The organism is Flavobacterium commune (genome assembly GCF_001857965.1).
Lineage (GTDB): Bacteria > Bacteroidota > Bacteroidia > Flavobacteriales > Flavobacteriaceae > Flavobacterium > Flavobacterium commune.
Map to the genome: position 1 here is coordinate 1,444,513 of NZ_CP017774.1, position 15,267 is coordinate 1,459,779.

13 protein-coding genes are annotated in these 15,267 nt (G+C 34.1%); 10 read left to right on the top strand and 3 right to left on the bottom strand.

What is annotated here, in order from left to right; translation table 11 throughout:
* Window positions 1–5: 5 nt before the first annotated feature.
* Both BIW12_RS06060 and BIW12_RS16430 read right to left on the bottom strand, forming a co-directional pair.
* Window positions 6–2,798 carry a TonB-dependent receptor gene (locus BIW12_RS06060; protein ID WP_198033455.1) on the bottom strand — a complete coding sequence of 931 codons (2,793 nt, stop codon included), beginning with the start codon at window positions 2,796–2,798 and terminating at the stop codon, window positions 6–8.
* 359 nt (window positions 2,799–3,157) lie between these two features.
* The gene (locus tag BIW12_RS16430; RefSeq protein ID WP_181161630.1) at window positions 3,158–3,304 is read right to left on the bottom strand and encodes a hypothetical protein; all 147 of its coding nucleotides are present in this window, start codon (window positions 3,302–3,304) and stop codon (window positions 3,158–3,160) included.
* 144 nt (window positions 3,305–3,448) lie between these two features.
* On the opposite strand from BIW12_RS16430, the gene BIW12_RS06065 reads away from it, so the two are divergent.
* The 9 genes from BIW12_RS06065 (at window position 3,449) to BIW12_RS06105 (ending at window position 12,189) form a co-directional block, all read left to right on the top strand.
* Window positions 3,449–3,964, top strand: coding sequence for a TlpA family protein disulfide reductase (locus BIW12_RS06065; protein ID WP_071184279.1), 516 nt, complete (start codon window positions 3,449–3,451; stop codon window positions 3,962–3,964).
* Window positions 3,965–4,081: 117 nt separating this feature from the next.
* Window positions 4,082–4,807, top strand: a complete 726-nt coding sequence (locus BIW12_RS06070; RefSeq protein WP_157499493.1) for a hypothetical protein — start codon at window positions 4,082–4,084, stop codon at window positions 4,805–4,807.
* A gap of 336 nt (window positions 4,808–5,143) precedes the next feature.
* On the top strand, window positions 5,144–7,204 hold the full coding sequence (gene metG, locus BIW12_RS06075) for a methionine--tRNA ligase (RefSeq protein ID WP_071184281.1): 2,061 nt from the start codon (window positions 5,144–5,146) through the stop codon (window positions 7,202–7,204).
* Window positions 7,205–7,279: 75 nt separating this feature from the next.
* Window positions 7,280–8,158 (top strand): DMT family transporter, encoded by an 879-nt coding sequence (locus BIW12_RS06080; RefSeq protein WP_071184282.1) that lies wholly within the window; start codon window positions 7,280–7,282, stop codon window positions 8,156–8,158.
* Between the two features lie 111 nt (window positions 8,159–8,269).
* A complete protein-coding gene (locus BIW12_RS06085) occupies window positions 8,270–8,908 on the top strand; it encodes a hypothetical protein (protein WP_071184283.1) in 639 nt (212 codons plus the stop codon).
* Window positions 8,909–9,015: 107 nt separating this feature from the next.
* Window positions 9,016–9,708, top strand: a complete 693-nt coding sequence (locus BIW12_RS06090) for an HAD family hydrolase (protein WP_198033456.1) — start codon at window positions 9,016–9,018, stop codon at window positions 9,706–9,708.
* A 59-nt stretch (window positions 9,709–9,767) separates the two neighbouring features.
* On the top strand, window positions 9,768–11,279 hold the full coding sequence (locus BIW12_RS06095) for a hypothetical protein (RefSeq protein WP_157499495.1): 1,512 nt from the start codon (window positions 9,768–9,770) through the stop codon (window positions 11,277–11,279).
* A 126-nt stretch (window positions 11,280–11,405) separates the two neighbouring features.
* On the top strand, window positions 11,406–11,924 hold the full coding sequence (locus BIW12_RS06100) for a ferritin (protein ID WP_071184286.1): 519 nt from the start codon (window positions 11,406–11,408) through the stop codon (window positions 11,922–11,924).
* Window positions 11,925–12,003: 79 nt separating this feature from the next.
* Window positions 12,004–12,189 carry a hypothetical protein gene (locus BIW12_RS06105; RefSeq protein WP_071184287.1) on the top strand — a complete coding sequence of 62 codons (186 nt, stop codon included), beginning with the start codon at window positions 12,004–12,006 and terminating at the stop codon, window positions 12,187–12,189.
* Between the two features lie 246 nt (window positions 12,190–12,435).
* Here BIW12_RS06105 and BIW12_RS06110 read toward each other — a convergent pair whose 3' ends face one another.
* Window positions 12,436–14,241 carry a GNAT family N-acyltransferase gene (locus tag BIW12_RS06110; RefSeq protein WP_071184288.1) on the bottom strand — a complete coding sequence of 602 codons (1,806 nt, stop codon included), beginning with the start codon at window positions 14,239–14,241 and terminating at the stop codon, window positions 12,436–12,438.
* Window positions 14,242–14,484: 243 nt separating this feature from the next.
* Here BIW12_RS06110 and BIW12_RS06115 point away from each other — a divergent pair, with 243 nt between their 5' ends.
* A complete protein-coding gene (locus tag BIW12_RS06115) occupies window positions 14,485–15,249 on the top strand; it encodes an exodeoxyribonuclease III (protein ID WP_071184289.1) in 765 nt (254 codons plus the stop codon).
* Window positions 15,250–15,267 lie beyond the last annotated feature (18 nt).

Sequence of the window (15,267 nt, forward strand, 5' to 3'; positions counted from 1 at the left end):
TTAAATTAGAAACTAAAATTGAGATTCACAAAATATGTCCTGCCGTATCCATAGAAATATTTGTTACCAAAAGAAGGTGTGCCACTGGAAACATCCTGATTGAGTTGCCTGAAATTAGCATTCCGCGCTTGCTCGTATCCGCCGGTTTTGTATTGGCTATCCAGCACATTATTGATACTCACAAAAAGTCCCAGAAATTTTCCTTTAATACGCCAGGACTTTCCACCAATTAAATTGAGCAAACTCACAGGGTCAAATTTTTCTTGTTTTAATAACTCGGCTGCTCTTTCTTCAGTAGCTTCCGGGAAAGGAAATCCACTCGCAGGATTGGTATAAAACCGATTGGTTCTGGAAATAGGCGAAACATCAATATAATTCTCCGCCAGATAATTGACATTCGTCCCTATCCACCAATATTTTGGATCGCGATATTCCAAACCCAAACTATACGCCTGTTGCGGCATTCCCGCTTGTTTATAATTTTTTAAAAGTGCCGTACCAAAATCAAAAGACGGATTTGTATTTTCTACCGTGGCCACCGCATCATTATTGATGCTCACATTCGGATTACTATCATAAATAAATTGCCCATAAGCCATTGAAAAACTCGTTTTGAGAGTTGGATTTATTTGGTATTCAAAACTCAATTCGGCTCCAAGGTTTTTCCGGTCTAACCCCGTCAGCGTCTGACTCACAAAAGCATTGGTATTGCTATAACCTGCTTCGTTATCAAATATTCCTTCGGCATAAAAAAAGCTAATTTTAGTAGCATCTTTAATGGTCGAATAATAGGCTGTCAATCTTGTTTTTAGTTTTGGAGTTCGAAAAACATAAGTCGCATCAACACTATTGAGTATTTCACTTTCTAAACCATCAACTACGGTATTATTCAATCGGGCATTCGAAAAACTACTTCTTAAATTAGGTGCTTTGGTCAAATGGGCAGCATTCAAATTCAAGGATTGTTTTCCTGAAATTTTAAATAGCATTCCGCCTTTAAAACCAAAATTCTCAAAGTTCAATTTTTGGCTTTCGCCAAAGGAAATCGTCGGATAAATTCCATTTTTATACAAACCTTCTCTTTGATAATTCGTTTTCGAAAAAGACTGCGCCAGATAAAAATCAATCTTATCATAAGAAAATTTAAACTGCGTAAAAGCTTCCAACACCGCTGCCGAAAGTCTATAATTATAACCATAAGTATCCCCAACTTTCACAGCTCTGTTAAGATTATTCAAATCCGATTGCGCCTGAGTTCCGCTATAAAAACCATCAATATCTTCGAAAAAAGAACCGCCTAATAAGTCCAGTAACTTTTGATAATTATGCGATTTCAAATCCCGATATGAAATTCCCGCGTTCACAATCAAATTTTCAGAAACCTGCGAATTAAAGTTAGAATTAAACGCCATCGTTTTATCATCTGCTCGGTCTTCATATAAAACATAATGACTTTGAGCGGCTTCGTAACCAATAATATTCGAATGTTCATCAATCACAGGATTTCGATTCGCCCGATACATCGCCTCCCAATCAATCTGAGAATTGGCCAAAAATGCCAACCTACTTTGCTCAGCATTCGCATAATCCGGAGTAAATTCGCCTGAGAATTCTCCATTATCTGTGGCATACAAAGAGGTGTAGTAGCTCGGCATTTTTCTAAAATAAGTAGGATCAGGACTATTGGCATTTTGATAATCAATATTGCTGTTGCCTATTTTTCCAAACTGATACAACACCGCCGAATTCAAATTCGTATGATCATTTATCTTAAAATAATGATTCAACATCACAATGGGTTCATCAACCGTTCTTACCCGGGCATTTCTTTTTTTCCCATTTTGATATCCCCAATACGAATTGTAAGTTTCGCTGGTTAAATTAGTCACTTCGGCAGTGTTAGGCGAATTTTTCCCGCGTTCGTTTGGCGTATAAAATCCAGTTATATTTATCGAATGTTGGTCGTTCAATCTTTTTTCGATACTTAAAAAAAGAGAATTTGCATCATAAGTTGTTCCTTCAAAATGTCCTTCCTGAGCATAACGTTTTCCTGCCGAAATAACGTAAGCCCAACCCGAATTACTCATTCCCGAAGCATGAGTTGCCATGATTCGGCCATTGTAATTGGTATTGGTTCCTGATAATGTAATTCGGTTTCCTTTTCGATAAATAGAAGCCCGAGTATTGATTTGCTGCGTTCCCAAAATCCCTCCAAAAGTATAATCAGACGGAGCAGTTCCAATGGAAAATTCCTGATTTCGCGTGGCATCATTGAGTCCGCCCCAATTATTCCAATTGGGTCTGCCATCATAAAGTTTGTTCATTGTAACGCCGTTAATCATTGTAGTGGCATTTTCACTATCCAAACCACGAATTCTAAACCGGGCTTGCCCCCAATTGAAAGCGGCGGCTTGCTGAAAAGCATCTCTGGAAGATTGCAATAATCCCGAAGTGTTTTCGGAACTGCTGTTGTCATCGGTTAAATCGTCTTCAAAAAGTTGGATTACAGCTGCCTGTTGGTCAGCAACCTGATCTAATTCTAACAAAATGGTTCCTAAATCTAATGCTAAAGTATTTTGAATAGAAACAGGATACAAAGCATCTTTATAACCCTGACTGTGAAAAAGCAATAAATAATCGGCCGATGGAATGGATTCGAAAACAACTATTCCCTCGCTATTAGTGAGCTGTGTAAAATTGGTATTCTGAATAGAAACCACCGCAGAAACCAGAGGTTTTAGTGTTTTAGCATCTAAAACCTTGGCAGAAATTCGAACCTGATTTTGTGCCAATAACATATTGACCGACCCAATACAGAAAAGTAAAAACAAAAAACACCTCATAAACTCAATAGAATTATCGGCAATGAACTTTGTTTAAAAAGAAAATTGCTTAGGTAACACAACTTGAAAATGCGACTGCTGAGCATAACAAAAACATCCCAAAAAGGAATATTCAGCTATAGTATTGGATTGTTTTTTTTGGAAATAAGTAAAAAACGAAAGTGGTGGTATTAAACAACTTAACAAAGTTAAATAGCACTTTCGACAAATTAAAAGTAAGAAAAACTTTTAACAAAATAACATTTAGAATTATTTTTTTTAGTATGCAGTAAAAAAACGGAAAAGCTAGTTTAGAATTCTCTAAAAGGGGATGCTCATTTTTGCTGATTCATTTTGGCAACCAAAGCTTTCAAACGCAAGGCTCTTTCTTTCTTTTCTTCTTGAAGCTTGGCCTTTTTCCGATTCAATAATTTGGTATGTAAAGCCTTGTTTTTGGTATTTTTTTCAGGTCCTTTTGCCATGATTTATTTTCTTTAAATCTGTTTGCAAAGATAAACAAAGCTAACTGACAATATATTACAAATAACAAATGGAAGACAGCAATATTTTTTGTAAGAAAAAAACAATATATTTGAAAAAACAAACCATAAATCAACCAACCGAAGATGAAAAAAATACTATTATCCCTATGCTTATTATTAGCACTAAATACTTTTTCTCAAGAGAAAAAAATCTGGGCAAAATCGATTATCAATCAAAAAGCACCAAAACTGGTAGTAGAAAAATGGCTTTCAGAAAAACCTAAGACAAAAGGAAAATTTGTACTGATTGATTTTTGGGCTACCTGGTGCGGCCCTTGCAAAATAGCCATTCCTGAATTGAACCGTTTTAAAACAGAGTTTGAAAATAATTTGGTGGTGATTGGTATCAGCGACGAACCAAAAGAAAAAGTAGCCGCATTGACCGCTCCTCAAATTGAATATTACAGCGCCATTGACACACAAAGAAGCATGTACAACGCCTTAGAAGTAAAAGGAATTCCGCATTGCATTTTGATAGATCCCAATGGTATTGTCCGCTGGGAAGGCTATCCTTTATTAACCGGATATAGACTAAACTCTGAAGTAATAAAAGGTATTATCGAAAAATATAAAAGCAGCGATACTTCGAAACAGCTTTGATTTAAAATCTAAATATTTATCCACAAATTATTGTACATGTTTGTTATTATGACAATACAAATAATAATCATTTATATTTAAACCGAGATAAGTTAAATATCAAAATAAAGAAATGTAATGGGCGACTTGGGGAACATACACGAAAATTGTAAAAAGATATTTAGAGAAAATTTATTCAGTCATCCACTTGGGAACTATAATGGCTTTAAAGGTCATTTTGGCGGTACAAAGGCTAGTGATATGTATTATAAATTTATTTACAATGACAATTCTAAACGAAATTCAATAGGAGAAAATTTCCACCAATTAATTAACAGAATAAATGACAATTGGTTTGAAAATTATAAACCAACTAATGATTTAGATTATTATTTTTTTAACTACTTTCTGCTGTTATATTTATTCGTTGAAAGAGTTGATGTAATTTTTAAAGCTATCAATAAAGAATATAAATATTTTGAAAATTTTCCCACGCTGCAAACTATTAGAAAATGGTCAAATTTCATTAAACACCCTAAAGAATTTTTATTTACTTATTGGCCAATATATTATTTGGAGGGAAGTTTTCACAAAGAATTATTGTTATCTGATTTAAAAATTGATAAAGATTTTATCTTTAAACACTATGGTAGTGTAAAAAGTGAAAGACCTTTAAAATTGAAAAAAAACTGCAATGTATTTGTTGAAGTACCAGATTTAGAAAACATTACCAAAGAATTTTGCGATGAAATGAATTTCTTTTTTGATCTTCTCTGTTCTAATCAAATTTTAATCGACCATTTAGCAAATACATCAACAATTGAAGATTATTTTGATGAAGATTACTTGCATAATAGATTGTAAACATTGTCAGTGCCGACGGCACTCTATTAATATTTCGTCAAATGTAGATGGATTAAAATCGATCCCTACAAGATTTACCGAGCCTACGGCTCTTATTAGGCATGTAAAAATTCCATAGGAACGATTCATATTGTAGCAACGGATTTTAATCCGTTGGCTAGAAACAACAAACATTAAATTATTAAAAAATCGGTATCAAAACACCAAATCCCTAGCCCCGATAGCAGTGAAAATCCTTTTGTGCCGGTGTTCGGCACAAAAGATTGCAACGAATAGCGGGAAATTGCTTCGAATAAAAATTCTATTCCTTATTTTTGCGCTCTATAAAATTGAATTATGCTACAGAATCCAGAAAGATATACCATTACGGCGGCTTTGCCATATACTAACGGACCCATTCACATTGGGCATTTGGCGGGAGTTTACGTACCTGCAGACATCTATTCCAGATATTTAAGATTACAAGGAAGAGACGTTTTGTTTGTTTGCGGAAGCGACGAACACGGAGTTGCCATTTCGATGAAAGCCAAAAAAGAGGGCATTACGCCTCAGGAAGTTATCGACAAGTATGATGGAATTATCCGTAAATCGTTCTCTGATTTTGGAATTGCATTTGATAATTATTCCCGAACTTCGGCTAAGATTCACCACGAAACGGCTTCGGAGTTCTTTAAAAAATTATATGAAAAAGGTGATTTTATTGAAGAAGTAACCGAACAATTGTATGATGCCAAAGCTGATCAATTTCTGGCAGACCGTTTTGTTATTGGAACTTGCCCAAAATGCGGCAACGAAGAGGCTTATGGCGACCAATGCGAAAAATGTGGTTCGACTTTGAATGCTACTGATTTGATTAATCCAAAATCGACTATTACGGGAGAAACTCCTATTTTGAAATCGACAAAACACTGGTTTTTGCCATTGGACAGATACGATGCATTTTTAAGAGAATGGATTCTTGAAGGACATAAAAACGACTGGAAACCGAATGTTTACGGACAGGTAAAATCCTGGATTGACGGCGGATTAGAGCCTCGTGCGGTAACCCGTGATTTGGATTGGGGAATTGATGTTCCTGTGGAAGGAGCCGAAGGGAAAAAATTATACGTTTGGTTTGATGCGCCTATTGGTTACATTTCGTCAACTAAAGAATGGGCTGCGAGAGAAGGAAAGGATTGGACGCCATATTGGAAAGATGAAAAAACCAAGTTAGTTCACTTTATAGGAAAAGACAATATTGTTTTCCATTGTGTGATTTTCCCGGCGATGTTAAAAGCCGAAGGAAGTTATATTTTGCCTGACAATGTTCCTGCAAATGAGTTCCTGAATTTAGAAGGAAATAAATTATCAACTTCTAAAAACTGGGCGGTTTGGTTGCACGAATATTTAGAAGAATTCCCAAATCAACAGGATGTTTTGCGTTATGCTTTGACTTCGAATGCGCCAGAAACTAAGGATAACGATTTTACCTGGAAAGATTTCCAAGCTAGAAATAACAATGAATTAGTAGCGATTTTTGGAAATTTCATCAATCGCGTGGTGGTGTTAACCAATAAATATTACGAAGGAATTGTTCCAACTCCAAACGAACTTTCGGAAGTAGACGAACAAACTTTAGCCGAATTACAAGCCTATCCGGCGGTGATTTCAAGTTCATTGGAAAGATACAGATTCAGAGAAGCTTTAGGCGAAATGATGAATGCGGCCCGTTTAGGAAATAAATATCTGGCTGACGAAGAACCTTGGAAAGTGATTAAGGACAATCCGGAACGTGTACAAACCCAAATGTATGTGGCTTTGCAAATCGCTGCTGCTTTAAGTTCACTTTGCGAACCTTTCCTACCATTTACTGCCGCTAAACTGACTCGTATCTTAAAAATAGAGAATAAATTAAATTGGAGTACCATTACTGAAACTTCTGATTTAATGCCTGCCGGACACCAAATTGGTGAAGCCGAATTGTTGTTTTCTAAAATTGAAGACGAAGAAATTCAGAAACAAATAGACAAATTAGAAGCTACTAAAACAGCCAATATCGCTGAAAACAAAAAAGCCGAACCACAAAAAGACCTAATTCAGTTTGAGGATTTTGCCAAAATGGATTTACGCGTGGGAACCATTTTAGAAGCTGAAAAAATGCCAAAAGCTAACAAGCTTTTAATTTTAAAAGTAGATACCGGAATTGATGTTCGCACGATTGTTTCAGGGATTGCCGAAAGCTTTAAACCAGAAGATATCATCGGAAAACGCGTGACTGTTTTAGTAAATTTGGCTCCAAGAGCGCTTCGTGGTGTAGAAAGTCAGGGAATGATTTTGATGACCAATAACGCCGAAGGAAAACTAGTTTTCGTAAATCCGGATACTGAAGGTGTTGGGAACGGAGAGACGATAAATTAAAAGAAATACAATCATAAATTACACTCAATTGCCACACTTCCACGTGGCAATTGGTTTTTATAAACAAAAGGAAACATGAACAATGCAAAACCCAAACTGGCTTTAGCACTTGGAATACTTTGTATTTCCATCTTTCCTATTTTGGTTCGTTTACAATTAACTAACGGATTGATTTCTGCTTTTTACAGAATGTTTATTGCTGCGGTCTTATTAATTCCTTACGTTATTCTCAGCAAAAAATTCAAATTACCACCTACGAGAACAACATTACTTGCAGTAGTCTGCGGAATTGTATTTGCAACTGATATTGCCATTTGGAATATTGCCATTCAAAAATCGAGTGCAACCCAAGCTACTTTATTGGCTAATTTATCCCCTGTTTGGGTGGGTATAGGTTCGTTTTTGATTTTAAAAAACAAACCCTCGGTTAACTTTTGGATTGGAACCGCAATCGCCCTTATGGGAATGGTAACTTTAGTAGGTTTTGAAACTTTTGCCCAACTCAACTTTGACCTGGCCTTTGTACTCGCTCTTTTATCCGGAATGCTTTATGCTACTTATATATTAATCAGCAAGAACATCTTATCCCGGGTTGACATACTCTCTTTTATGAGTATTGTTCTGGTTTCTTCGAGTCTGTTTTTAGCCTTGGTTTGCGGAATTACGGAGGAAAACTTTAGTGGTTTTTCAAACACCGCCTGGTTGGTTTTGTTTATTCAGGGTGCTGTTTGTCAACTGACCGCTTGGCTGTTAATCAGTTATTCGACCCAACATTTACAAGCCACAAGAGTTTCACTGAGTTTATTAGGACAAGCCGTTTTGGCGACATTACTTGCCTGGTTATTTTTAGACGAAAAAATGAGCTGGCTCAGGATTATCGGTGCCGTTTTTCTACTTTTAGGAATTCGAATCACATTTTATAATAAACCAATCGGTTTTAAAAAATCCAGATAAACACATCTTTCTTTATAGTCACTTTTTTTTGAAATAAATCATCAAAATAATTTTTTGATTTAAGAAAAATAATACTTTTGCGACGTATTAATTATCTTAATAAACCAAAACATGAAAAAAATTACTCTATTTATTTGCCTGATTGTAACTACAATAATTCAAGCGCAATCAAGTAAGCAGATTTTTGAATCTCCAAAATTAAAAGAAGCCATTTCAACACACAAAACGGTAGCTGTATTACCATTTAAATCAACCATCTCATACAAAAGGCTTCCAAAGAATTTTAATCCGGAAACCAATGCCGAAGAGGAAAAAAAATCAGCGCTTAGCTTACAATCAGGACTATACACTTATTTATTAAGAAAATCATCAGATTATTCAGTTTCAGTTCAGGATCCTGAAAGAACTAATATTCTATTGAAACAAAATGGGAGTTTTGATAAACTTGACGAATTGACTCCAGATGCATTAGCAAAAATACTTGGTGTTGACGCTGTAATTAAATGTTCTTATGCTTATCAAAAAACAGGTAGCGAAGGTGGTGCAATTGTAAAAAGCTTACTAATTGGTTTTGGAACAGGAAAAGTAGCCACTTCTGATTTGACTATGAATCTTTATAATGCCAAAGACGGAGATTTATTATGGCGTTTTTACAAGCAAATGGATGAAGATGTAATGAGTAATCCTCAAGCTATGATGGAACACATGATGCGAAAAGTGGGGCGCAATTTCCCTTACGAAAAAAGTTAATTTGTTTTTTAAACATACACTAAAAGAGGCTCATTTGGCCTCTTTTGTTTTTTAAAGAAATGATTTCTTTAAAAGAAAATAAATCCCGAATTTGCAATAAAAATTAAATGATTATGTCTTTCAAAGTAATTGCCTTCGATGCCGATGATACCTTGTTTGTCAACGAAACCTATTTTTCAGAAACAGAAGAAAAATTTTGTGAATTAATGAGTGATTACCTGTCCCAACAAGGTCTTGCGCAAGAGCTTTTCAGAATAGAAATTGCTAATTTAAAAATCTACGGTTATGGCATTAAAGCATACATCCTTTCTATGATTGAGGCCGCAATGACTATTTCAAACAACACCATTTCGGTTGAAGTTATCGAAAAAATTATACAATATGGCAAAGAACTATTGGAAAAACCTATTGTACTCTTAGACGGTGTTGAAGAAACCCTGGCTGCCTTACATGGAAAATACAAACTAGTCGTAGCTACCAAAGGCGATTTGCTGGATCAGAGACGTAAATTACACAATTCAGGATTGGGAAAATATTTCCATCATATCGAAGTAATGTCAGACAAACAGGAACAGGATTATCTGGATCTGATTAAACGTTTGGAAATTAAACCCTCAGAATTCTTCATGATAGGTAATTCCTTAAAATCAGATGTTTTACCGGTTTTAGCCATAGGCGGACACGCAGCTCATGTTCCTTTTCACACCACCTGGGCACATGAAAAAATTGATCACGAAGTGAAACATGAAAACTTTAGTGCTTTTGAAAAAATTACTGAAGTTTTGAAAAAATTAAAATAATGAGATAAACTAAAAAAACGGAATAGTTATTGTACGTAAAAACATATGAAAAATAGCGTATGAAAAAATTATTCCAGTTTTTGTTTTTATTTTATTCATCAATATTGTTAAGTCAAACACTATTGACTTCTCATCCTATAGATTTTAAAAAATCAAAAAAAAACAATAAGAAACCAAATATTGAGAAATTAAGAACACTTAATGAAGTAGCACTCTCTGCAACATCTGATTTTAAAAATTCGGAAGAAAACAATCAAATTCTAAATATTGAAAATGAAAAAACACATGATGTATTCGTTTTTATAAAGGATATTGAGAAGATTACAATTTTAAAATATAATCGAGCATTATTCTTAAAAAGTGAGTATGTGTTTCCTCTACAAAATTTAGCAGATAAATCAATAATAGGATGCAGTTTTGGCCAGGATGGAAATCCGACTATTTATTTCTCGTCTAATATAATTGAGAATGTATCGCCATTAGTTTTGATTTCAATTTTAAAATGCAACTTAGAAAATAAAACACATACAATTTCCGATTTTAAATTTCCGGCTAATGAGGTTGCTGTAACAGTATTTCAGATGAATAATTCATTTCATATTCTGGCGAAACACAGAATTATGCAAGGATTAATCGTTTATACTTTTCAGGATACTAAAGTAGCAAAGAAAGGATTTGATTTTTCTTCTTTAACTTTTCAGCATAAAAATGGCAAAATGCTAAGATTTAATAATCTAATAAAAAATTATCCTATTGAAAAAATAGATGTTCATGATTATAATCCTTTGGACAAAGCTGTTAAAGTAAGTAAGCTTTATATTCAGAAAAATCACATTGTTCTAACATTCGATTATAATCCAAAACTAACTCAGGCATTTGATATTGATATAGAAAATCAAGAACTAATAGAGAAAAACTTTCCTCAAACGGTTCTTCAAGATCCAAAAAAGATGAGTAATTCTTTTTATCAGGATGGTAAGCTTTATCAAATTAATACAAGTAAATCAGAACTTTTACTGGATATAAAAGATTTTAATTCGGATCAAACTTTAAAAACCATTAGAGTTTTAAGTGAAGATGATAAAAGATCTAAAGATGTTCCTTTATTCATTCAAATAGACTCAAGAAAACCTGGTGAAATAAGAAGTCCTAAAAGATTTTTGCAACATTTACAGACTTTAGATATAGGTTTGTCCGTGTTTAAAAATAAAGAAAATACGTTGGTTACTTTTGGAGGAGTTCCAGTAATTAAAAAACAAGGGGCTTCATTTCGAAATCAAACTTATATAGTGAATAGATATGAAGAAGATGACCCGTATTTTAATGCAGAGTTTTCAACAATAGAACACTTTAAATCCGTTTACTTTCCACGTATATTAGATCATAATTTTGAATTTATAAATCAGGAACAGCCGCCGATAGGGATTGATAAGTTGTACTATTTTTTAGATATGAATAAAAAAATAACAATAAAGAATATATCAAAATATAATGATTATTATATTCTGGGTTATTATGATTTTGAGTCAAAACAATTTATAATGCGTAAATTTACTGACGGATTCAATTGATAAAAAAAAGGAATTGAGTTAAATAGATTAAAACTATTGTTGTATAAAAATCAAATAAGCTTACACCAATGGTTTTTATACGATTTTTAGTAACTTTACTCCACGTTTAACAAAAAACTCTCGATCATGTTATCAAAAAATATAGAAACTGCATTAAACAAGCAAATCCGCATTGAAGCCGAATCTTCACAAACTTATTTATCAATGGCTTGTTGGGCAGAAGCAAACGGACTCGAAGGAATTGCACAATTTATGTATGCTCAATCCGACGAAGAACGCGCTCACATGCTTAAATTAATTAAATATGTAAACGAACGTGGCGGACACGCACAAATCACCGATTTGAAAGCTCCTAAAACGACTTATACTACTTTCAAAGAAATGTTTGAAGCATTATACCAACACGAAATTTTCGTTTCTGATTCTATTAACGAATTGGTTCATATCACTTTTTCCGAAAAAGATTATGCTACTCACAACTTCTTACAATGGTATGTTTCTGAACAAATCGAAGAAGAGGCTACAGCTAAAACTATTTTGGATAAAATCAACCTAATTGGTGACGACAAAGGAGGATTGTACTTGTTTGATCGTGATATTCAGCAACTAACCGTAACAAGCTCTGTTGCTATAAATCCAAAATAAAAACGTTAAATTTTATTTAGAATACATAAAAATAATATTTTCTTTTTATATTTGCCTCAGTTTTAAAGCAAAAGCAAAGGTGAGCAAAAAGGACAAAGAGAAAGAGAAGAAAAGCAAGAAGAAAGACAAAAAGAAAAAAGAAGCTCTTAATGTCATCAAAAAAGTGGAAAACTGTAAATCTTCCTGTTGCGAAAAATTCAAAAAATCAGAAAACAAACGTTGCAAACGTTGTCCTATGTATGATTTGATCCAAAAAGTAGCCTAATTTTATATAGAAAAACCCATTCGTCGCCGCGAATGGGTTTTGTGTTTTTACCCAGAATCCACATTAGATTTTTTTTGTTTTTTTGTCTCGCAGATTATCGCAGATTTTATGCTTAAAAAATCCGTTTGAATCCGTTTAATCTGTGTTCCAATGCGTAATCCAGATTTATAAACTTGTCGTTTCAAGACCATAAAAAAAGTCGCTTACTAACTTTATAATAAGCGACTTTTTCTATATCAAAAGAGTTTACAACTCCCCTTTTTCGTTAATTTTCCTTTCCAGTTCAGCCTGAAACTCTTCCATTACCGGCTTCATGGTACTTTCAGGAATATCGGCAATTCTGATATACATTAAGCCATCAACAGCATTATTAAATAATGGATCAACATTAAAAGCAACCACTTTTGCATTTTGCTTGATGTATTTTTTAATCAACACAGGCAAACGTAAAATCCCAGGTTCTAATTCGTCTATAATTTTGTCAAACTTATTCAAATCGGCTTCGGTTTCATTGAAGATGAAATCCTTGTCGGCATCTTTTAGTTTTACTTTGTAGGCTTTCTTGGGATGAATGTATTGTGCAATATAGGGATCGTAATAATTCGATTTCATAAACTCAATCATCAACGATTTTGAAAAATCAGAAAATTGATTACTAATACTCACGCCGCCAATAAGGTATTTATGTTCCGGAAAACGCAATGTTGTATGGATAATTCCTTTCCAAAGCAAGAACAGCGGCATTGGTTTTTGCTGATATTCTTTGATGATAAAAGCACGTCCCATCTCGATAGACTGGTGCATGGTTTCAAACAATTCGGGTTCAAAACGGAAAAGTTCATTCAAATAAAAACCTTCAATTCCATGCTTAGGGTAAATTTCTGAACCCAATCCCATCCTGTAAGCACCTGCAATTTTTTTAGCTTCATCATCCCACAAAAACAAATGGTGGTAGTATTGATCAAACTTGTCTAAATCAATCGATTCATTAGTTCCTTCTCCTACTTCTCTAAAGGTAATTTCGCGCAAACGACCTATTTCATGCAAAATACTCGGAATTTTGTTGGCCTGTGCAAAAAACACTTCGTAATTCTTACTTTGCAACAATCGGCAATCGGTATCTCTTAAAGCATTTACCTCCGAAATTATTTTTTCTCCATTGGCAGGATTCGCTATTTCTTTAGGATTTCGGGTGATTTTTAGACTCGAAGGAGTAAGCAATTTGCTTTCTTTTTCAAAAGGATTAGCCAGCATATAGGTTTTCTTTCTCAGGAATTCCGAATAAGCTTCGATGCTTTCGTATTCGTTTTGTTCAGCAACCGAAATAGGTTTCCCAATTCTGACTTTAATTACTCTGTTTTTTTGACTAAACAATTCCGAAGGCAATTTAGCCGTGCGCAAAGTCCCGCTGATTTTAGAAAGAATGTAAAAAAGACGACTGTTTTTGGCATGAAAATAAATTGGAACAACAGGAACCTGTGCTTTTCTGATTACTTTGATAGCACCTTCTTCCCAGGGTTTGTCCACAACAAGTTGTCCGTCTTTATAACTGGAAACTTCTCCGGCAGGAAACATTCCCAGTGGTTTCCCATCACTTAAATGACGTAAGGTTTCTTTGATTCCTAACACACTGGATTTGGCATCCTTATGATTTTCAAAAGGATTTACCGGCATGATGTATTGCTTTAAAGGAGCAATTCTATGCAATAAAAAATTGGCAATAATCTTAAAATTTGGCTCTCTTTCAAGCATTAATTTCAATAACAAAATACCATCAATTCCTCCAAGCGGATGATTAGAAATGGTGATATAAGCTCCGTCTTTAGGTAAACGTTTATAATCTTCTTCGGGAATTTCGAATTTTATCTGCAAGTCGTCCACAATTCCATTTAAGAAATCAATTTCTTTTAAATGTTTGTTGCGGTTATACACTTTATTTAAAGTGGAAATTTTCAGTACTTTCATTAATAGCCAACCTGATAAAGTCCCTAATGCTCCGTATTTCTCAACATTGATTGCTTTTGCAACTTCTTTGGCCGTAACTAAACCCATTTACTTTTTATTTTTTTTGAGAGAAAAACAAAGATAGAAAAAAACTCCATTATCCGACTATGAGCCTAATTTGATTTTAAAGCAAATTCAGTATTAAAAAAACACTGAATCGACAAAATAAATGCAGTCAATATTTTAAAACAACAACAAAACATTTTCTAAATTAGACTATAACCTTAAGAAAGTTTTATAATCCGACCGATTTATTTTTTAGTATTTTTGGGAATCAAAAAAAGAAAATGAATGAGAATTGTATCTTATAATGTCAATGGAATTCGGGCAGCAATTTCAAAGGGATTAATTAATTGGTTAGAACTGGCAAAACCGGATGTGGTTTGCCTTCAGGAAATTAAAGCTACCCCGGATCAACTTCCGTTGTTAGACTTTGAATTAGTAGGTTACCCTTATCATTATTGGTTTCCGGCCACTAAAAAAGGCTATAGTGGTGTTGCCATTTTATCAAAAATAAAACCCAACAACGTAGTTTATGGTACCGGAATTGAGCACATGGACTTCGAAGGAAGAACTGTTCGCGTGGATTTTGATGATTTTTCGGTTATGAGTTTGTATTTGCCATCGGGAACTAATATCGAAAGACTCAATCATAAATTCATGTTTATGGATGATTTCCAAAACTATATCAATAATTTAAAAAAGGAAATTCCGAATTTGATTATTTGCGGCGATTATAATATTTGTCACGAAGCCATAGATATTCACGATCCTGTTAGAAACGCAAAAGTCTCTGGTTTTCTTCCCGAAGAACGTGCCTGGCTGGATGCTTTTTTGAAAAATGGATTTATTGACAGTTTCCGATTTTTAAACAAAGAACCCGGCAATTATTCCTGGTGGACGGTGCGTGTAAAAACCGCAAGAGAAGACAACAAAGGTTGGCGTATTGATTATTGCCTGGTAAGCGAACCATTGAAAGACAGAATCAAGAAAGCACTTATTTTGCCCGAAGCAAAACATTCTGACCATTGTCCCGTTCTTGTAGATATAGAATAAATAGCAATTTCAATGGAA

Excerpts from the sequence above, each read along its gene's own strand:
- BIW12_RS06060 (WP_198033455.1), bottom strand. The coding sequence starts at position 2,798 with ATGTTATTGGCACAAAATCAGGTTCGAATTTCTGCCAAGGTTTTAGAT.
- BIW12_RS16430 (WP_181161630.1), bottom strand. The coding sequence starts at position 3,304 with ATGGCAAAAGGACCTGAAAAAAATACCAAAAACAAGGCTTTACATACC.
- BIW12_RS06065 (WP_071184279.1), top strand. The coding sequence starts at position 3,449 with ATGAAAAAAATACTATTATCCCTATGCTTATTATTAGCACTAAATACT.
- BIW12_RS06070 (WP_157499493.1), top strand. The coding sequence starts at position 4,082 with ATGGGCGACTTGGGGAACATACACGAAAATTGTAAAAAGATATTTAGA.
- metG (WP_071184281.1), top strand. The coding sequence starts at position 5,144 with ATGCTACAGAATCCAGAAAGATATACCATTACGGCGGCTTTGCCATAT.
- BIW12_RS06080 (WP_071184282.1), top strand. The coding sequence starts at position 7,280 with ATGAACAATGCAAAACCCAAACTGGCTTTAGCACTTGGAATACTTTGT.
- BIW12_RS06085 (WP_071184283.1), top strand. The coding sequence starts at position 8,270 with ATGAAAAAAATTACTCTATTTATTTGCCTGATTGTAACTACAATAATT.
- BIW12_RS06090 (WP_198033456.1), top strand. The coding sequence starts at position 9,016 with ATGATTATGTCTTTCAAAGTAATTGCCTTCGATGCCGATGATACCTTG.
- BIW12_RS06095 (WP_157499495.1), top strand. The coding sequence starts at position 9,768 with ATGAAAAAATTATTCCAGTTTTTGTTTTTATTTTATTCATCAATATTG.
- BIW12_RS06100 (WP_071184286.1), top strand. The coding sequence starts at position 11,406 with ATGTTATCAAAAAATATAGAAACTGCATTAAACAAGCAAATCCGCATT.
- BIW12_RS06110 (WP_071184288.1), bottom strand. The coding sequence starts at position 14,241 with ATGGGTTTAGTTACGGCCAAAGAAGTTGCAAAAGCAATCAATGTTGAG.
- BIW12_RS06115 (WP_071184289.1), top strand. The coding sequence starts at position 14,485 with ATGAGAATTGTATCTTATAATGTCAATGGAATTCGGGCAGCAATTTCA.